This is a genomic window from Sphingobium sp. MK2, from assembly GCF_040170545.1.
Taxonomy (GTDB): Bacteria; Pseudomonadota; Alphaproteobacteria; order Sphingomonadales; family Sphingomonadaceae; genus Sphingobium.
In genome coordinates this window covers 95,511-114,945 of sequence record NZ_JAZDXA010000006.1, presented here as the reverse complement: position 1 = coordinate 114,945, position 19,435 = coordinate 95,511, and the positions used below count along the sequence as shown (strand labels likewise).

Genomic DNA, 19,435 nt, shown 5'->3' with positions numbered 1-19,435 from the left:
TCGCACTGACCTCGAGGCGGCGTTGCATGCACCACGTCGATTTGTCTCCCCCACCTACTGGACGCTCTTGCAGGGATGAGGGGGCGTTCAAGCATCGCGCGGAGAATGTTCTGTGGACCAGTTGACTTCCGACATGTCCTTGATGCCTGTCGCAGCATTCCCACCCGCGGCAGCGCCAGGGCCAACGAGTGAAGCGGATTCCCCCTCGGTAAGCGTCCTTGGTCAGATCCTTGCCTATCAGCGCGACGCCTGGGAGCGCTCGATCCTCTTCTGCGATGTGCTGCGTCAGCGCGCAAACAATATGCTCGAGCATGAGCGGCTCGGTCTGCCGCCGCTCCTGAAGTTCACGTTCGAGACGATGCTCGATGCCCGCAGGTTCGATCAACCCGCGAACTACGCGTTGCTGCGCATCACCGAGATCGACGACGCGTGCGCCGATGACTGCATCGATCGGGACAAGCCGCCGGTCGTCATTCTCGATCCCCGTGCCGGGCACGGGCCCGGCATCGGCGGGTTCAAGCGCGAGTCCGAAATCGGCATGGCCCTGAAAGAGGGCCATCCGGTCTATTTCGTGACCTTCTTTCCCGAACCCTGCGAGGGGCAGACCTTGGCGGACGTGCTGCACGCGCTCCGGCGGTTCGTCGAGGCGGTCAGCGGCCGTCATCCGGGCAAGCCGCCGGTACTCTACGGCAATTGCCAGGCCGGCTGGGCCGTGACACTGCTCTCGGCCGACTGCGAGGGGACCGTCGGCCCGGCCGTCCTCAACGGTTCGCCGCTTTCCTATTGGTCGGGCGAGTCCGGCATCAATCCGATGCGCCTGATGGGGGGCCTGCTAGGCGGCGCGTGGCTCGCCGAATTCACCGCAGACATCGGTGATCGCCGCTTCGATGGCGCGTGGCTCGCCATGAACTTCGAAAATCTCAATCCGGGCAATGCGCTCTGGGACAAGTACACCGCGCTCTATGCCGACGTCGACACCGAGGCGGCGCGCTTCCTCGATTTCGAGCGCTGGTGGAATGGCTTCTATAGCCTGAGCCATGACGAGATCGCCGCCATCGTCGAGAATCTCTTCATTGGCAACCAGATCGAAAGAGGCGTGTTCCAGATCTGTGGCGGCTGCACCGCCGATCTCCGGCGTATCCGCAATCCGCTGGTCATTTTCGCGTCCTATGGCGACAACATCACGCCGCCCCACCAGGCGCTGGGCTGGATTCCGGCGGTCTATGCCAGCACCGCCGAACTCAAGGCGGCCGGCCAGCGCATCGTCTATCTCACTAACCCGCATGTCGGTCATCTGGGCATATTCGTTTCAGCCGGGGTCGCGAAGCTCGAACATCGCGCCATCCTTGAAAGCCTCGATGAGATCACCGCGCTCGAACCCGGCCTCTACGAGATGAAGATCGACAATCCGGCCGGCGAGGCCGATTGCCACAGGCCGCAGTTCGGCGTGCGGTTCGAGCCCCGGCTGGTGGAGGAACTGCACTTCCCGAAGTCCGCGAACGCATTCGAGAAGGTTCGCGAGATTTCCGAAATCAATCTCGGCCTCTATCGCACCGTGCTGGCGCCATGGATCCAGGCATCCGCCAACCCCTGGTCAGCCACGATGCTCAAATGGCTGCATCCTATGCGGACCAGCCGCTATCTGCTCTCGGAGGAGTTCGCCCCCTGGATGCGGTTCTTCGCCACATTGGCGCCGGAGATCAGTGCGAACCGACACCCTGCGCCCGCCGACAATCCTTTTCTGAAACGGGAACAGCGCTTGATCGGCGATGTGTCCGACGCCTTCAAGATCTATCGCAGCCGGCGTGATCTCGCGGCCGAGGATATGTTCGCGGGGATATATGGTCCAGCATAGGCTTGGAGAGGCGTGCGCTACCGATGGCGCTGGCTACAGACCGGGCGGCAGCAGGCCGATCGGTACATCGGATGTGTCGTAGCCTGCGACCACTGTAGCGGCCTGTCCGGTTGAAAGCTAGGGAAGGAAGAAGATGATGAAACCATATCCCATGATCGTCGATCATTCATTGATGCCGGCGTTGCGCTTGCCGCTGCCGAGACGCCCGTTCGTGCTGCCGAGATCGGACAGAGCAGATCTATGGACGGTGACCGGGATGTCCATCTGACCCTCAATCGCGGCGCTCATCAGTTCTGAGTGCGCGCGTCAAACTAGCTGAGCGGATCCCCCCGTGCGGGCTCCTGCCAGAAGCCCGCACGATGTGCACAACCGCCAAAACGATGAACGGCGCCTCAGAACCAGAAGCGAATGCCGGCGACGAAACTGGTCGACGATGGATCCTCGCCATCAAGTCTGGCAAAGCGGGCGGTATCGCCCACCCTTCGCTCATATGAAACGCCGACATAGGGTGCGAACTCCCGCGCTATCTCATAGCGCAAGCGCAACCCGAGCTCGACATTCGAGACCCCCGAACCGATCCGGTGATGCGGGACATCCTGTGCGGAGACGTTCACCTCCACGCGAGGCTGCAGCACCATTTTCTGGGTTATACGCTGGTCGTAATAGGCATCCAGCCGACCGTGCAGGTCACCCTCGTTCGACAGGAACAAGGCAGTTTCCACCTCGAACCAGCCAGGAGCAAGGCCTTCCAGGCCAATCGTCGCATAGGGGTGGGAAGGCCGGGGTTGGATATCGTAACGGACACCTGTTTGGAGGTTCCAGTAGGGATCGATCGCGCGACTATAGAGAGCCTGAACTTCGGCGGTATCGACACCTCCCTTGAAGCTGCCTTCGCCCTCGGTCTTGATCGTCAAGCGGTGGATATCGCCCCCATACCAGGCCTCGCCATCCCACCGATAGCCATTCTGTCCTTTGCGCGCCTGATATTCGAAGACGTTCATGATGACCTGCGAGAAGCGCCCGCCACCATGCTCTCCGAATTCCCTCGCGCGCGCCTCAGCCATCTCGCGCGGGTCATGGACCGAATCCGCGGCCCAATCCTGCGCAGGGGCAGGAGCAGGCGCGATACCCGCAGGAAGCGAGGTGCCGCCGGTGCCGTGGGAGTCCATCGACGACATGTCGTGATCTCCGGGCATGGCTTCTCCAACCGGCCTTCCCGACATGTCATGTCCCATAGCGTGATGGTCCATCAGCGGCTCGGGCACCTCTTCGGCCCTGGGCAATGCATCTGCCCGAGGGCTTGCGACGGGCATGCCATGGCCCTCATGGGTCGCCGGTTGACGGGCGGTCGCGGGAGCAGGCTTCTTTTTCGCAGGAGCGGGTTTGGGAACAGCCTTTGGCTTGGGCTTGAGCTCTGCCGGCATCGCCATGCCGGGCATGCTGTGCTGCGAATGGTCCATGGTCTGGGCCCCGGCAGCGGAGCACAGCGCAAGGCTCGATGATGCCATGAAGGCGAACATCAGCTTCATGCACCGTCTCCCGAACGCGGACGTACCGAGACGAGCTGCATCATGCCAGCGTGCATGTGATACAAAAGATGGCAGTGGAACGCCCAGTCTCCCAAAGCGTCAGTGGTGACATCGAAGGTTACCTTGCTTCCCGGAAGGACATTCACGGTATGCTTTCGGGGCGCGAATTCACCATGTCCCGTAACGAGTTCGAAGAAGTGCCCGTGCAGGTGAATGGGGTGCGCCATCATGGTGTCGTTCACGAGCGTGACACGCACGCGCTCATCCTTCAGAAACGGGATGGGCCTCTCGATTTCGTTGAACTTCACGCCATCGAACGCCCACATATAGCGTTCCATATTGCCGGTAAGATGCAGTTCCAGAGATCTGTCCGGCGCGCGGACATCGGGATTGCGTTTGACCGCCATGAGATCGCGATAGGTGAGGACTTTCCCGTCCACCCCCTCCAGTCCCTGGCCTGGCTCACCTGTCCGATCCGTCGGCATCGGCGAAATCGTCTGCACCGTAGGGGTCTTTTTCACGCCCTGCGCATTGCTGAAGTCACGCATCGAATGGCTCATGGCGGCGCTACTCGCGCCTTGATCCGTCGCCCCCTGGCCGGCCGAACCGGACATATCCATGCCGGGCATCGGCGGGGAATCTGCCGCTGAGGATGCCGCATGCGCTGCGTGTTCCACGCCATCGGTGGGAGGCGTCTGGTTCATGGAAGACATGTCATGACCCATGGCTCCATGGTCCATGCCCTGCATGTCGCCCATGCCCATGTCCTTCATGGTCGCCAGCGGCCGCTTTCTGAGCGGCGGCACTTGCGCGGCCATGCCTTCGCGCGGCGCCAGCGTCGCGCGCGCCATCCCCGACCGATCGACCGACTCCGCCACAAGCGTATAGGCGCGATCGTCTGTCGGTGAGACGATGACATCGTAGGTCTCGGCGACGGTGATCTGGAACTCGTCCACCGTGACGGGGCGGACGGGCAGGCCATCGGCTTGGACGACCGTCATCTTGAGGCCGGGAATGCGGACATTGAAGATCGTCATGGCAGACGCGTTGACGAAGCGCAGCCGGACGCGCTCGCCGGGCCTGAAAAGTGCGGTCCAGTTGTCGGCCGGGCCATGACCGTTGACCAGATAGCTGTATGCGGATCCGGTGACGTCTGAGATGTCGGTCGGGTCCATTCGCATGCCGCCCCAGTCCAGTCGTTCTTTGAGCGGCTGATCCTCGCCGGCCAGCAGACTGGCAAGTGTTTGCTTCTGATAGTTGAAGTATCCACCTTGCTGCTTGAGCTTGCGGAAAAGGATATGCGGATGAAGCTCGCTATGATCGGAAAGGACGATCACATGCTCCCGGTCCGATTGGATCGGATCCTGGCCGGCCGGATCGATGACGATCGGCCCATAATGGCCGAGCTGCTCCTGGAGGCCGGAATGGCTGTGATACCAGTAGGTTCCCGACTGAACGACGGGAAATTCATAGGTGAATGTCGACTTGGCCTTGATGCCCGGGAAGCTCACGCCGGGGACGCCGTCCATCTGAAAGGGCACGAGCAGGCCATGCCAATGGATCGAACTGGCTTCCTCCAGGTCGTTGGAGACCGATAACCGGACATTCTGGCCCTCGCGCAGGCGTATCAGCGGAGCTGGAACGGTGCCGTTGATGCCGATCGCATGGCTTTCCCGCCCGTCGATCGTCATCATCTGATGTGCGATTCTGAGCGAAATATCGCTTCCCGTTACGGTTGGAAGCGGGCGCGCCAGACCACCGGTACCCGATTGCGCCCAGGCGGGCAGCCATGGCGCGAGGGCGGCGGCACCGCCGGTCCATGCCGCGCCCTTGAGCAGCGATCGGCGATCTACGGAAAACATTCTTGTCAGGCCCTCTTAAATCGATTTGCACGCTATCCCATTACGCATCGCGAACGCCTGTCCCTCAAAGTCGCGACAATTTTTGTCGCGCCCCGGCTTCATCTGTTCGCCCTGTCTGGATTCCGTCCCAATCATCCGTGCGTTGTTCAGGACATGTGAAGGCGGCCGTGTCGGCGGTCCGGGCCGGCACGATGGCGATATGATCCCTTCCCGACGGTCTCGGCATACGTAACCGCCCGTATTTCTACCTTTGACCCTGCTCCATAGTCTTGGTTCCGAAGAAGCGATTTCTTCGCCGCCGGATGTTCCCGCGGCTGGTCCTGGCTACTGAAGGAACTCAAAATGTTGAAAAAAAAGATCACTCTCGCTCTGGCAGGCATCGCCCTGCTCGCCGCAACGCCGAGCCTTGCCCAGGGTATCGGCCACAGCTTCTTCATGCGCGGCTCGATCGTCGACACCGATGCCACCGGCACTGTCGTGTGCGTCGGCAAGGCCGATGGCGCCACGGTCGGCCAGGTGCTCGATGTCTATCGTGTCACGACGCTCCCGGGTCCGTCGTCCAGCAAGGGCACCGGCCCGATCTACCGCCGCGAGTTGGTCGGGAAGGTGACGATCGACCATATCTTCGATGACCATTTCGCGCATGTCAGCGTCACCGACGGCACGCCCGCCAAGCATGACATCGTCGAGCTGAAGAACTGACGAGCCGTGGGGACGCAAGTCGTCCCCACCACTTCCCGCCTTACGGCACGGACAGCGCTCGAAAGGCGATTCTCGGGGCAAGGCCAGAACAATGCGGACACAGCGCAACAAACTCCTTGACCCTGGACCATGGTCCAACCCGCATGAGGCAGGGCGACAATGATACAGAATTTTAGAATCGGCGAGTTGGCAGGTGCTGCTGGCGTGCGGAGGGACACCATCAGATATTATGAACGAACCGGTCTGCTCCCGTCCCCGCAACGCACTGCTGCAGGCTATCGTCTCTACGACGGCTCCGACCTTCGGCGGATCAAGTTCATCCGTTCGGCCCAAAAGCTCGGCTTCACGCTCTCGGAAACACAGACTCTGCTCGAACTCCAGAATTCCGATACGGCGCGCGCATCCGATATTCTCGCCGTTACGCTGGTCAAGTTGCGGCAAGCCGAAGCCAAGGTCTCGGACCTCAATACGATGCGCGAGATCCTCGAGCGTCTGGCTGCAGCGTGTCCTGGAGACGCCGACAAAAGCGAATGCCCGATTTTGGCGTTCCTGTCCTCGGACAATCCGTTCGAGTCGACGGAGTTAGACAACAACAGGTCTGCATCAGGAGTGGACACTACCTACTAACAGGGAGAACTGGCATGAAACCTTATATTGTTCTTGGACTTGTTCCGCTCGCGCTGCTCGGCGCCTGTGCGACAGTGCCTCCGACACCTTCCCAGGTTGCCGCCTGCGAGGAAATGGAACGCGACATGGGCCTCTCCACGCCGCATGACCATGGCGAAATGAAGCAGCAAGGGCGCAACCCCATGAACCTGTCGCATGATCGCTGCCAGCAGATCCTGAAGCAGCGCTGATCAGTGCAATCCGCCGGACCGAAGTGCGGGCGTTAAAAGCCAGGCAACAAGGTTCGGCGGACCTTCGAGACCTAAACCAACGCAATTGGGAAGATTCCATGGCCATGCTTTCGGAAAACAAGAGGCGTGCCACCGATGCCGACCGCCGGCCAGAACCCGCGATCCAGCAGCTGGCCACGGCGTGCGCCACAATCCGCGCGCGCGGGACGGACACGCCCATCTCATGCAATCAGCGAGGCTACCGGAATGAGCGTGTCGCTGAACTCCTTCTGGTTACCCGCACACCGGACGGATTAATGCATCCTTCTTACCGGCCCATCAACCCATCGGGACAGGTCCCATGGTAAATCGGATTTGGGTCGCAGCCCCCCTCACTTTCTGGTTGCTCCTGCCTCAGGCTGCTCCGGCGCAAAGTCCCACCGAAGCTGTCGTTACGCGCGAGCAGACTGCGAGCCTTCCCTCCCCACTGCGGATATCCGACGTCACGACCATTGCTCTGCAAAACCGGGCAGAAGTAACCGCTGCAAAAGCCCGTGCCGATGCTCTTGCTCAGCGCCCCGCCATTGTGTCTTCCCTCGAGGATCCAATGGTGTCGGTGTCGGTCGACCATTACCCGTTCAGCGCGATGATGGATGGTGGACGGCGCTACGATCGAAGCATCAGTGTCGAACAAAAATTCCCATTGTCGGGGATTCTTTCCCATCGACGCTCCGCCGCGCTTGCGGAGGCCGAGCGTGCAAGGGCGCTTGCGGGCGTGACTGAGCTGGATGTTGTGCTCAATGCTCACCGCGGATTCTTCATGCTGCTAGAACGCCGACGGATGCAGCCTGTCGTCGATGAACAAATCACTCTGGCGAGCTTGCTGGTGGATGTGGCAGCGAGCCGCTATGCAAGCGGCGCTGGAGCACAAGCAGATATCTTGAGGGCCGAAGCGGAAGTCGCCCGTCTCAAGGCAAGACGGCAGTCGCTGGACGCCCAGATTCGTAGCGCAGAGGCGATGCTCAACGCGGGACTCGGCCGCCTTGTGGATGCTCCGGTTCCGGAACTACACTATCAGCCGAGCCTGGCCGAACCGGCGTCAATTGCTGAAGTACTCGAACGGGCCACAGAAAGCCGGCCAGAACTCGCCGCTGGAGCCGCGGAAGTACAGCGCGCAAGGGCTGAGACCCGGGCAATGCGTTCGATGTACAAACCGATGGCGACGGTACGAGCGGGATACGCGGAGACCATGGCCGAGGGGCCTGGGGCAATGCTGATGGTCGGCATAAGCGTGCCAATCTGGCGGAAACGCCTCAGCAGCGGCGTCGCAGAGGCACAAGCCATGGAGCGCATGGCAGACGCCGATCTGGAGGCAATGCGCCGTATGAATTCAGGTGAAGCGCTCGCTGCGCGGGAAGATGTTGTAGCTGCTCGGATACAGGTCAATCTGCTTCGCCAGGACGTCCTTCCCCGCTCCAAAGTGGCGGTGGATGCCGCGCTCGGCGGCTATTCATCGGGCCAAGGCTCGCTCATCGCGGTCATCGAGGCAGCGCGGGGGCTTTGGCAAGCGCAGGGGGAAGAGGTCATGGCCGAATCGGCATTGGGCGAGGCTTGGTCGAGGCTAGATCGAGCGACTGGTACCAGCGCGCGAGTGCGCCCGTGAAGACCTATTCAGGCCGCGCCCTCATCACCAGTGCCCTCATCCCGGTGGGGGTACTTGTCACACTTCTCCTTGTTCAGGCCCAGCGCGAGAAATGGCCGTTCTCGCCGGAACACCAGACGAACGACGTTGGTCATAGCAGACCCGCAGCGGGGAAAACCGAAGGATCCCGCGCCGCAGCAGCGCGCGTATCAGTAGAATTGACAGCAAAGCAGCTTGAGATGCTCGGCGTCCAATTCGAGACTGCTGAGGTCCGGAAACTCGACGAAACCGTTCCTGCTGTCGCTTCTGCCGTGATCGATGAATCCCGCATCGTCGAGGTCCACCCACGTGTATCAGGCTGGCTTGAGCAACTCTATGTGCGGACTACCGGCCAGAACGTGGGGGCAGGACAGGCGCTTGGTGCGGTATTCTCTCAAGAATTGTACGCCTCCCAACTCGAATATCTGGCCGCCTTGCGGCGCGCCGGCACCGCGCCTGCCAGCGTCGTGTTGGCGGCAGGTCGGACCCGCCTCAAGGTGCTCGGAATGAGCGAGGCAGAAATCAGGCGGATCGAAAGAACCCGCCAGGCCGACCGGCTTGTGACGATCGCGGCGCCCCGGAGCGGTTTTGTACTGGACCGCGGGGCCACCCAGGGCATTACCGTCGATCCTTCAACCAACATTCTATCGATCGCGGACGTGACGCGGCTTTGGATCATCGCCGAAGTCGCGGAAAGCGATGCGGCGAGGATTCACGTAGGTTCGAGCGCTTCGTTGACATTCCCCCTGTCGGGCCGACCACCATTTATCGCCCGCGTGGAATTCATTTATCCGACACTTACCGAACGCACCCGATCCGTCCGGGTCCGCATGGCCGTGCCCAATATCGGTGGAGCCTTGCGCCCGGGCATGTACGGGAGCGCGCAAATCTCGGCCGCCCCTCGATACGTACTCACCATCGGCCGCGATACGGTGGTCGATACCGGAATATCACAGCATGTGTTCGTGCGTGGCGCTAAGAACCAGTTTGAACCCCATCCGGTCAAGCTCGGCACTCGTGTAGGAGATCGTGTGGAAGTACTGGAAGGGCTTGTTGTTGGCGAACAGGTCGTTTCCGCAGGCGTGTTCCTCCTCGATTCCGAAAGCCGATTACGTGCATCGGGTGCAACCGGGCATGGGGGCCACGGTGGCGGTTCCCAACCCGCGCCAAAGAGGGAAGGAAACGCCCCGCCAACAAAAGCGCCTGCACAACATGAGCATCAACCATGATCGAGCGTATCATCGAATGGTGCGCGCAGCGGCGTTGGATTGTGTTGGCAATCACGCTCGTCCTGGCAGCCTGGGCCGTCGACTCCGTGCGCAAGACACCGCTCGATGCGCTGCCGGACCTTTCCGATCCGCAAGTGATTGTCTTTACCGACTGGATGGGCCGCAGCCCCAATCTCGTCGAAGACCAGATCACCTATCCGCTGGTGCGAACCCTGCAGAGCACGCCAGGAGTTCGCACCGTTCGCGGATATTCGATGTTCGGAATGAGCTTCGTCTATGCGATTTTTGGGGATGACACGGATATCTACTGGGCTCGCACCCGGGTCTTCGAACAGATTGGCCGTGTGCAGCAACAATTGCCTGCTGGCGTAGTACCTACGCTCGGTCCCGATGCGAGTGGGGTGGGCTGGATTTATCAATATGTGCTCGAGGACACCTCAGGGCGCATGAACTCCGCCGACTTGCGGGCCCTGCAGGACTTTACCGTGCGCCCGGCACTCCAAGGAGTGAAAGGGGTCGCGGAAGTTGCCTCGATGGGCGGCTTCGAGCGCCAATACCAGATCTTGTTGGATCCAAACAAGCTCGCGTCCTTCGGGGTCACCCCGGTCGACGTTTCGCGCGCAGTACGCGATGCGAATTCGGAAGTCGGTGCCCGCGTCCTTGAAATGAGCGGGCGTGAATACGTCCTGCGCGGACGCGGCTATGCCAAGACCCTGCAGGACCTCGAACAAAGCGTCATTACCGTCGCCGATGGTGGAACGCCGATCCGCGTGCGTGACGTCGCAAGTGTACAATTTGGTCCGGAGATTCGACGCGGCACCGCGGACCTTGATGGTAAGGGCGAAGCGGTCGGCGGCATTGTGGTCATGCGACTGGGCTCAAATGCGCAGGATGTCATTGAAGCGCTTAAAACGCAGATTGGGCAGTTGGCGATGCCTCCTGGCGTGCGCCTCAAGACGACGCATGACCGATCGGAATTGATTACTGGGTCCATCAAGACGTTGACGGATACTCTGATGATCGAAGGTGCGATCATCGCGATCATTTGCCTCATATTCCTAATGCACGGCGGATCAGCCCTGATCGCGCTCATTATCCTTCCGATGTCGGTGCTGCTGTCATTCATCGGAATGCGCTATCTTGGCATCTCCGCCAATATCATGTCGCTGGGCGGCATCGCGATCGCGGTTGGCGAATTGAGTGACGCTGCGATCGTGATGATCGAAAATGCACACAAGAGACTTGCGGAGAATGGAAGACCGGAAGACCGAGTCCGTGTGATCGTGGATTCTGCAAAGGAGGTTGGCAAACCAATCTTCTATTCCCTTCTGCTGATCACCGTCAGTTTTCTGCCTATTTTCACGCTGAGCGGGCAGGCCGGAAAGCTCTTCATGCCGCTGGCCTATACCAAGACGCTGGCCATGTTCTTTGCTGCAATTCTTTCAATCACGCTCGCACCGCCACTGATGATCTGGCTATTGCGTGGGCGTTTCCGCACAGAGGCAGAAAACCCGCTCAACCGCGTCCTTGCGAATGTCTATCAACCGATCGCGCGCTTCATCATCCGCTGGCGCCTCGGCGTGGTCGTCGTTGCGGCTCTGGTGATGGTCGCGACCGTTCCTGTCTTCATGCGCCTGGGCTCCGAATTCATGCCGCCGCTCGACGAGGGATCGTTGCTGGTGATGCCCACGACATTCCCCGGCATCTCGATAGAGGAAGCCCGGCGAGCACTGAACACCCAGCATCGGACCATCATGGGCTTCGGCGAAGTGGCCATGGTCCATGGCAAGGCGGGACGCGCCGAAACCGCGACTGACCCGGCGCAGCTCGACATGAGCGAGTCGGTGATCACCCTCAAGCCTCACAATGAATGGCCCACGATCCCTACGAAACGCTGGTATAGTGATTGGGCGCCATCGTGGCTCCAGGAAGGTCTGAGAACAATCTGGCCGGACCGCAAGCAGCGTACCGTTTCGGAACTCTCGCGTGATCTCGACGCAGCCTTGCGGATGCCCGGCTATCAAATGGCGATCGCCCCACCGATCCGGACCCGGATCGATATGCTCACAACCGGAGTGCGAACGCCTGTCGGCATCAAGGTGTTTGGCCCGGATCTCCAGGGCATCGAGCGTTTGAGCGTCGCCCTTGAAGGTGTTCTGAGGACGGTCCTGGGTACGCGCAGCACCTTTGCCGAACGCCAGAGCGGCCGGGAGTATATCGACATCGAACCAAGGCGCGATGCAATTGCGCGTTACGGCCTGACGGTGCGAGACGTTCAGGATCTGATAGAGGCGGCGATCGGGGGAATGCCGGTGTCCACCGTCATTGACGGTCGAGCCCGCTACTCCGTCAACGTGCGCTATGCAGCCGACTTCCGAGCCGACCCGCAGGCCCTGAATGCGCTTCTGGTCCCGATCCCCCCAACCCGGACCTTGTCGTTCGCCGCCGCTCGAACGGCCGGCAGCGGTACTTCGCCGGCACCTCGGAGCCAGGTTCAATCCGGCAGCAGCGGGACGGACACCATGGGCAGCATGAGTGGCGGTGGCTCTGGCGGCAGTGGCATGCCCCAAACCAGCGCTCAGATGAGCGGGACGGCGCCCACCGGAGCTGAGTGGGACAACGGACAACAGGCCGGCTCGGTCGTACCTCTGGGGGCACTCGCGAATATCAAGGTCGTCACCGGTCCTCCGATGATCAAGAACGAAAATGGCACGTTGGTAGGTTACGTCTTCGCCGACATCGACTCTTCACAGCGCGATCTCGGCGGATGGGTCAATGACGCCAAAAAAATTGTCTCAGACCAGATCGAAGTCCCACCGGGCTATCGGTTGCAGTGGACCGGGCAGTACGAGTTCATGGCCGAACTGACTTCCCGCCTGCGGACGGTCGTCCCCCTGACGGTCGTCCTGGTCGGTCTGTTGCTGTACCTGTCGATGGGTGGCTGGCAGCAGACCTTGCTCGTCATGCTTAGCCTTCCGTTTGCCGTGGCCGGCAGCATCTGGCTTCTGGCGCTACTCGACTACAATCTTTCGACTGCTGTGTGGGTTGGTCTGATCGCCGTAGGAGGCGTCGCGGCGCAAACCGGCACGGTGGTCGTCGTGTATCTCGACCAGGCATATGCGGAAGCAGTGAAGCAGGATCGGGTGCGTACCGCCGAGGATATAGATGCTGCGGTGCTGGAGGGTACTTCAAGGTGCCTTCGCCCCATGCTGATGACCGTCGCCACAACGGTCTTCGGATTGATGCCGCTCCTTTGGGAATCGGGCGTGGGTGCAGATCTTTCTGCCCGCACTGCTGCTCCGGTAGTCGGCGGCCTCTGGTTCTGCATGTTCCTGACTTTGCTCGTCATACCCGCCGCATATGCCATATGGCGGCACTCGCAGATTAAGGCGCCAGGCACGGTCCGGAGCGACGCGTGATGTCGTCAGAACCCGATGGAGTAAAGCCGTCCGTCAATGGACTAACGAGTGCTGCGGCGGCACGCCTTCTGGATGAAATTGGTCCAAATGAATTGAGGGTGAAGTCGGAAAAGCCAGCTTGGCGCCTTCTCGTCGCCCAGTTCAACAGTCCCGTCATCTGGATGCTGTTCGCCGCTTGTGTCGTGTCCACCCTGGTCGGCGAAGTCCTTGATGCCGCAGCGATCGGCACGATCGTCGTTATCAACGGACTGGTAGGCTTCTTTCAGGAGTATCGAGCGGAGAAGGCAGTCATCGCCTTGAGAGCGATGACTGCCCCTCGCGCCCGTGTCATTCGCGACGGCCGGACACAGGCGATTGCCGCTGCCGCCGTAGTACCCGGCGACTTGTTGTCACTCGAGGCAGGCGATGTGGTCGCCGCTGATGCGCGGCTGCTGGAGGCAAATGTCCTGAGTGCGATGGAAGCCGCGCTCACGGGAGAGAGTACGCCCGTCACCAAGACTGCGCAGCCAGGCGTTCCCAATGCGCCGTTGGCCCAGCGCAGTGACCATGTCTTTGCCGGGACAGTTATCGCGACGGGTACCGGGTTCGCACAGATCATCGCGACGGGGATGCATACCGAACTCGGACGAATTGCCGGTATGCTTGCTGCCGCAACAGACGAGTCCACTCCGCTCCAAACACGCCTTGGGGTACTTAGTCGCCGGCTGATGATCATTTGCCTGGGGATCGTCATTGCCGTTGCCGCCCTGGGCTGGCGCCAAGGCTTGACAGGCATGGATCTGCTCTTGCCTGCCATCTCCCTTGCCGTCGCTGCAGTACCTGAAGGATTGCCCGCCATCGTGACGATTGCACTGGCGGTCGGCATGCAACGGATGGCCGCTCGCCATGCGCTCGTGCGGCGCCTGACCGCTGTCGAAACTCTTGGCTGCGCGACGGTCATATGCACGGACAAGACCGGAACATTGACGACAGGAATCATGGCAGTTCGGGAGGTCTGGGGCCAGGACCACCTGCGCGTACTCGAAACGGCAGTGGGCTGTTCGGACGCTGAGCTTTCCCTCGACGAACAAGGCGGAATCGGGGACCCGACCGAGGTTGCTATCGTAGTGGCCGCAGCCAAGCGCAGCATACGGCTGATCGAAATCGAAGCCGAACGCCCGCGGGCATCGGTCTACCCCTTCGATGCAGACCGCAAATGCATGTCGATCTACCGCATGGATGGGATTCTCTATGCAAAAGGTGCCGTCGAGGCGATCTCGGAACGCGCCACGGTGATTCCTCCCGGGGCGGGCGAAGCCGCCGCCGATATGGCCGCACGCGGATTGAGGGTTCTGGCGATTGCGATCGGTCGGGTCGACCGTGAAACAGACCTGGAGTTGATCGGTCTGCTTGGCATAGCGGATCCACCCCGAACCGAAGCGATCGACGCAATCGCCCGAGCCAAGGCGGCCGGAATCCGGACAGTCATGATCACCGGCGATCACGAGTTGACAGCCCATGCGATTGCGCAGGAAATGGGCATCCTGCAGCCGGGACAAGCTGCGGAAGACGTGGTGCACGCTCGCGCGACGCCGGAAGACAAGCTGCGCATAGTCCAGGAGTGGAAGTCACGCGGTGAGGTCGTCGCCATGACCGGCGACGGCGTAAATGACGCACCGGCATTGCGCGAAGCGCATATCGGCATCGCAATGGGCCGAACCGGAACGGAGGTCACGCGCGAAGCGGCCGACATCGTTTTGGCGGACGACAACTTCGCAACGATTGTAGCCGCAATCGAAGAGGGTCGGAGCATCTTTGAGAATATACGCAAGTCCACTGCCTATCTCGTTGCCGGCAATATGGCGGAACTCGCTGTCGTATTTGTCGGAGCAGCCCTCGGCTTTCCGACGCTTCTTCTGCCGATTCACTTGCTTTGGATTAATCTGGTAACCGACGGTCTTCCGGCTCTTGCGCTGGTGACAGACCGAGGAACTTCCACCGTAATGAGCCGCCCGCCCCGACCAGCACACGAACAAATCCTTGGCGGCCCCGAATGGCGACATATCCTTCTGGCAGGCGCCATTCAGATGATTTGCGTAATGGGGATATTTCTGTGGGCGCGGGATACGCGCGATCTCGATGAGGCGAGAAACCTTGCCTTTTCCGTACTCGTCTTCGGCGAATTGCTTCGCGCCTTTTCTGCCCGTGACCCCGACCGGCCCTTTTGGGAAGTGGGGCTGTTCAGCAACATGAAACTGTTACTGATTGTCGTGGCGTCACTCCTGGCCCAACTCGCCATCCATCATATGCCCGCAACCCAGGAAATCTTCCAGATCAGCGCGCTCTCGCTTGCCGACTGCGCCCTTTCACTCGGCGTTGGTGCGCTACCGTTATTGGTTCTGGAAGTGGAGAAATTGGTGAGACGGCGCTTCCCTTAAACGGCATGGCTGTGAAGGGCTTACAGTGTGGGCGGCCTAACCTCGACGCAGATGAAACCCCGCGGTCTTCCAACCGCAGACCAAATGCATCACGCTAGCCACATCATCTTGCTCTTTTCGATCGCGGGTTCAGCTACCACCTTCGCCCAGATGCCGGTAGCACGACTTCTCGCAGCCATCATATGAGCGCGGTCCGATAGTGATCCCCGATACGCGCGCTATGTACCTGCCTTGCACAGACACAAATGGAGCGCGTCGAGCAGCCGTTCGTCGGTAATCGGCTTCTCGATCAATGCCGAAAAACCACACCGAAGCGACCTTTGCTGAAGATCGCGCTCGTAACGACCGGCAATCAGGATTGCCGGCGCAGACCAGTTGCGATTGCGCAACGCCTCGAGAAGCGCGAATCCATCCAGATCAGGCATGACATAATCCGTGATCAAGCAAGTACCGCGTTCCAGCGCACTATCCGCGAGCAACTCGGCGCCCAGACTATAATCACGGACGTCATAGCCCCTCGCCCGGAGAAACATGGCAACCGACCGCCGCACTGCCTTATCGTCATCCACGAGCAACACGCAGTGTGCCGGGGCCTTGGGTTCGCGCACGTAATTCACCTAATATCCTCGACAGCCTGACACGCGCTTTGAAGGAAAAGACTATCGCGACGGCGAGTCGAGAATAATAGATACGATCCCTATCTGGCGATCTGCCCGCGACTAGGAAGAGGGACCAAGACCGGCTACCAGGGCGATCCGCAACGCTGCCGGCAGTGTGCTGACGTGCAGCTTTTCCATCATGTTCGCCCGGTGGATTTCTACGGTCCTGGGGCTGATCCCGAGCTTGATGGCGATCATCTTGTTGGTCTGGCCGGCGGCCAGACCTTCCAGAATATCGCGCTCGCGGCCGGTAAGGCATTCCAGACGCAGTGCCGCGCTCGCGGCTGTCAATCGCTGACTCTCGGCCTTGCTCAACAATGCAAATGCCTCTTCAAGCGCCGGCATGATCGTCGCGTGATCGAACGGCTTTTCGATGAAGTTGTGCGCTCCACGCCGCATCGCTGTCACGGCTGTGCCGATGTCTCCATGTGCTGTCATCACCACGATCGGACTTTTGAAATCCGTCGCCTGCAACCGCTCGAGAACGGCGATGCCATCGATCTCGGGCATACGCACGTCCAGCAGGACGCAACCAGGACCCAGCGACGGCGCCGCCTCCAGAAACGTCAATCCAGAAGCATAGCTGTCGGCGAGATAACCACGAGTCCGCAGAAGCATGGCAGTGGAACGACGCACGGCGGCATCATCATCAACGATATATACGCGCTGCTCAACGCTCATCGTTCATTCTCCGGGGCTGTCGACGCGCGTGATCGTGAACCGGAAGATCGTACCGCTAGGGGATTGGCTTTGGCCCAGAGGAGACCGCCATGCGCTTCGACAATGGTTTGCAGATCGACAGACCCACGCCGAGGCCATTGGCCTTGGTGCTGACAAAAGGCTGGAACAGTTGCGCGGCGATCTCTTCCGGAATGCCTGGTCCGGTATCCGCCACAGCGAGTTCGACTATCTCTGCGCCGGCTGCCCGCGTCGAAATGGCGAGCAGGCGCGTCTTGCTCGGCTCCATTGCCTCCACGCCGTTTCGAATCAGGTTGAGCAGGATCTGCTGGATCTGAACCCGATCGACAAGCACGCGCGAAACCGTTGAGTCCAACTCCATCTGGACGCGGATTTGTCGCTGGCTCGCGCCGACGAGTGCGAGTGCGACTGCCTCTTCGATTAACTTGGAGAGGCTGACGATCTGATAATCGATTTCGCCGCGTGCGACGAAATCGCGCAGCCGCCTAACGATCTGGCCTGCGCGAACAGCTTCCTGCACGCCGTCACTCAGAGCATCGCGCGCCTCGAGGGTTGCGTGAGGTTGCTCGAGCCTAAGGAGGGCCTGAGCGGCCATGACGTAGTTCGCGACAGCCGTCAGCGGCAGATTCAGTTCATGCGCGAGCGTGGATACCATGGTGCCCATCGCGCTGACCCGGGCCACATGGATCAGTTCTTCCTGCAGGTCCTGCAGACGTCTCTCGATAGCCTGATGGGCGGTGAGATCACGAATGAAACCCGTAAAGACGCGGCCCGCCGGTGCCATGGCCTCGCCGATCGCCAGTTCCATCGGAAATATGCTGCCATCGCGCCGTTGGCCGGAAACCACGCGCCCGATACCGATGATCCGACGCTCACCTGTTCTCAGATAACGCGCGATATAGCCATCATGTGCCTCGAAGTGGGGCGAGGGAACCAGTAGATTGACGTTCTGGCCGAGAACCTCGCGTTCTTCGTATCCGAACAGCCGCTCGGCCGTAGTGCTGAATGATTGAATCAGGCCCTTGTCGTCAATGACGACCATGGCATCCGGGACTGTGTCCAGAATGGATCGCAGATGCGCTTCTCTAAGTTCTAGCGCGGTCTGCACACTACGCTCTTCGCCGACGTCGCGGATCGAAAGACCAAATCCGGTCAGGGGCCCGCTGTCATCGCAAAGCGGATAGACCGTAACCTTGGCGAGAAGGATCGTTCCATCCTTGCGGACGCAGGGTCCCTCATTTTCAGACCGTCCGTCTTGCGCCGCGATTTCGAGCAGCCGAGCATCATCGTGATCGGTCGAGCTACCGTCCGGATGGAGGATCGACAAATATCGACCGATCGTCTCTGCTGATTCCCAGCCGAAGAGACGTTGGCAGCCACCGTTCCAACTGGCGATCCGCCCCTGTCTGTCGATCACCATTGTGGCATCGTCGTCCATGCGGTCGATGAAGCGGATCAACTGGTCCGCGAGCCATCGATCAGCGTCGGGAGGCGGCGCGGAATCGCCGGATCGCGTGTCTCCCGTCTGCATTTCGCCCCCATCGACCATCCGCTAAGCCCAAACCTGCACCGGCAGATTTAATCGGCTTCACATTGGCCTTACGCATGCGGGGCGGTTTGCCCTCACATCTGGGACTATTTTTTCCTTCGGGTGGGTGGGCGGGCGATGTAACACTGCCGCAGAAGAAAAATGGTCGATGCCGCTGGTCGAAAGCTAGGCATCTAGTGAGGTCGGACGCGCGGCAGCTTCCATGGAAGGCCCGCGATATCGATCCTCAATCTCTCACCTCCAAAGCACCAACAGACTTCGGTCCACACCGTCGAACCGTGAGAACGGACCATCGGCGTCAATCGTGGCCACACTGATCCGCCAGGCAAACCCATCCTCATTCACCAGGGAGGGCGGCCCGACTGCCAATTCGCGCGTCGCACCGCCGCCATCGCGCCAGCGGCGCTCGGGCTGATCGGCGAAACGGATCATTCCGTTCATGCAGTGCCGAGGATGCCGGGCAGATCGAGCCCCTTCGCACGTGCGCAGTCACGCGCAACGTCGTAACCGGCGTCGGCGTGGCGCATGACGCCGGTGGCGGGATCGTTCCACAGGACCCGTTCGAGACGGCGCGCGGCATCCTGCGTCCCGTCGGCCACGATCACCATGCCGCTATGCTGGGAATAGCCCATGCCGACACCGCCGCCATGGTGGAGCGATACCCAGGTCGCGCCCGACGCGGTGTTGAGCAGGGCATTGAGGAGCGGCCAGTCGGAGACGGCATCCGAACCATCCCGCATCGCCTCGGTCTCGCGGTTGGGGCTGGCGACCGAGCCGGAGTCGAGATGGTCGCGGCCGATGACGATCGGCGCCTTCAGCTCGCCGCCCGCCACCATTTCATTGAAGGCGAGACCGAGGCGGTGGCGGTCGCCCAGGCCGACCGAGATAGAGCCATGCTGATCGCACCTTGGCGAGCGGAGCGCCGGGCCAGATGAGCGATGTTCGCGGCGACATGGTTAGGTTTCTTCCATCGCCTACATAGGCTCGGAGCGACGCGG

15 protein-coding genes and 1 pseudogene are annotated in these 19,435 nt (G+C 60.9%); 8 read left to right on the top strand and 8 right to left on the bottom strand.

The window, feature by feature from the left end; translation table 11 throughout:
* Window positions 1-133: 133 nt before the first annotated feature.
* Window positions 134-1,855: a DUF3141 domain-containing protein gene (locus V2I08_RS03895; protein WP_051520166.1), complete on the top strand. Its 1,722-nt coding sequence runs from the start codon at window positions 134-136 to the stop codon at window positions 1,853-1,855.
* Between the two features lie 162 nt (window positions 1,856-2,017).
* Here V2I08_RS03895 and V2I08_RS03890 read toward each other — a convergent pair whose 3' ends face one another.
* The 3 genes from V2I08_RS03890 to V2I08_RS03880 all read right to left on the bottom strand — a co-directional run bounded on the left by V2I08_RS03890 (window position 2,018) and on the right by V2I08_RS03880 (window position 5,246).
* Window positions 2,018-2,143 carry a hypothetical protein gene (locus V2I08_RS03890; RefSeq protein WP_268747193.1) on the bottom strand — a complete coding sequence of 42 codons (126 nt, stop codon included), beginning with the start codon at window positions 2,141-2,143 and terminating at the stop codon, window positions 2,018-2,020.
* A 104-nt stretch (window positions 2,144-2,247) separates the two neighbouring features.
* On the bottom strand, window positions 2,248-3,384 hold the full coding sequence (locus tag V2I08_RS03885) for a copper resistance protein B (protein WP_235209915.1): 1,137 nt from the start codon (window positions 3,382-3,384) through the stop codon (window positions 2,248-2,250).
* Window positions 3,381-5,246, bottom strand: a complete 1,866-nt coding sequence (locus tag V2I08_RS03880) for a copper resistance system multicopper oxidase (RefSeq protein WP_349633945.1) — start codon at window positions 5,244-5,246, stop codon at window positions 3,381-3,383. The genes V2I08_RS03885 and V2I08_RS03880 overlap by 4 nt, the downstream gene beginning before the upstream one ends.
* A gap of 342 nt (window positions 5,247-5,588) precedes the next feature.
* Between V2I08_RS03880 and V2I08_RS03875 the strand changes: the two genes are divergently transcribed.
* The 7 genes from V2I08_RS03875 to V2I08_RS03845 all read left to right on the top strand — a co-directional run bounded on the left by V2I08_RS03875 (window position 5,589) and on the right by V2I08_RS03845 (window position 15,530).
* The gene (locus V2I08_RS03875; RefSeq protein ID WP_043153914.1) at window positions 5,589-5,948 is read left to right on the top strand and encodes a hypothetical protein; all 360 of its coding nucleotides are present in this window, start codon (window positions 5,589-5,591) and stop codon (window positions 5,946-5,948) included.
* A gap of 159 nt (window positions 5,949-6,107) precedes the next feature.
* A complete protein-coding gene (locus tag V2I08_RS03870) occupies window positions 6,108-6,575 on the top strand; it encodes a heavy metal-responsive transcriptional regulator (protein ID WP_051520154.1) in 468 nt (155 codons plus the stop codon).
* 14 nt (window positions 6,576-6,589) lie between these two features.
* Entirely contained in the window at window positions 6,590-6,805 is a 216-nt protein-coding gene (locus V2I08_RS03865) for a hypothetical protein (RefSeq protein ID WP_043153912.1), read from the top strand.
* A gap of 340 nt (window positions 6,806-7,145) precedes the next feature.
* Window positions 7,146-8,447 (top strand): TolC family protein, encoded by a 1,302-nt coding sequence (locus tag V2I08_RS03860; RefSeq protein ID WP_043153911.1) that lies wholly within the window; start codon window positions 7,146-7,148, stop codon window positions 8,445-8,447.
* The gene (locus V2I08_RS03855) at window positions 8,444-9,694 is read left to right on the top strand and encodes an efflux RND transporter periplasmic adaptor subunit (RefSeq protein ID WP_349633944.1); all 1,251 of its coding nucleotides are present in this window, start codon (window positions 8,444-8,446) and stop codon (window positions 9,692-9,694) included. The genes V2I08_RS03860 and V2I08_RS03855 overlap by 4 nt, the downstream gene beginning before the upstream one ends.
* The gene (locus V2I08_RS03850) at window positions 9,691-13,113 is read left to right on the top strand and encodes an efflux RND transporter permease subunit (RefSeq protein ID WP_349633943.1); all 3,423 of its coding nucleotides are present in this window, start codon (window positions 9,691-9,693) and stop codon (window positions 13,111-13,113) included. The genes V2I08_RS03855 and V2I08_RS03850 overlap by 4 nt, the downstream gene beginning before the upstream one ends.
* Window positions 13,113-15,530, top strand: a complete 2,418-nt coding sequence (locus V2I08_RS03845; RefSeq protein WP_349633942.1) for a cation-translocating P-type ATPase — start codon at window positions 13,113-13,115, stop codon at window positions 15,528-15,530. The genes V2I08_RS03850 and V2I08_RS03845 overlap by 1 nt, the downstream gene beginning before the upstream one ends.
* A 218-nt stretch (window positions 15,531-15,748) precedes the next feature.
* On the opposite strand, the gene V2I08_RS03840 is transcribed toward V2I08_RS03845, so the two are convergent.
* From V2I08_RS03840 to V2I08_RS03820, 5 genes and pseudogenes are all read right to left on the bottom strand, one after another.
* On the bottom strand, window positions 15,749-16,147 hold the full coding sequence (locus V2I08_RS03840; protein WP_051520150.1) for a response regulator: 399 nt from the start codon (window positions 16,145-16,147) through the stop codon (window positions 15,749-15,751).
* 102 nt (window positions 16,148-16,249) lie between these two features.
* Complete coding sequence (locus V2I08_RS03835; RefSeq protein ID WP_043153906.1) at window positions 16,250-16,870, bottom strand: response regulator transcription factor; 621 nt, start codon at window positions 16,868-16,870, stop codon at window positions 16,250-16,252.
* 55 nt (window positions 16,871-16,925) lie between these two features.
* Window positions 16,926-18,419, bottom strand: coding sequence for a PAS domain S-box protein (locus tag V2I08_RS03830; RefSeq protein WP_349633941.1), 1,494 nt, complete (start codon window positions 18,417-18,419; stop codon window positions 16,926-16,928).
* Window positions 18,420-18,671: 252 nt separating this feature from the next.
* The gene (locus V2I08_RS03825) at window positions 18,672-18,869 is read right to left on the bottom strand and encodes a HutD family protein (protein ID WP_051520148.1); all 198 of its coding nucleotides are present in this window, start codon (window positions 18,867-18,869) and stop codon (window positions 18,672-18,674) included.
* Between the two features lie 5 nt (window positions 18,870-18,874).
* Window positions 18,875-19,318, bottom strand: a pseudogene (locus V2I08_RS03820) (urocanate hydratase); the annotation flags it as partial.
* Window positions 19,319-19,435 lie beyond the last annotated feature (117 nt).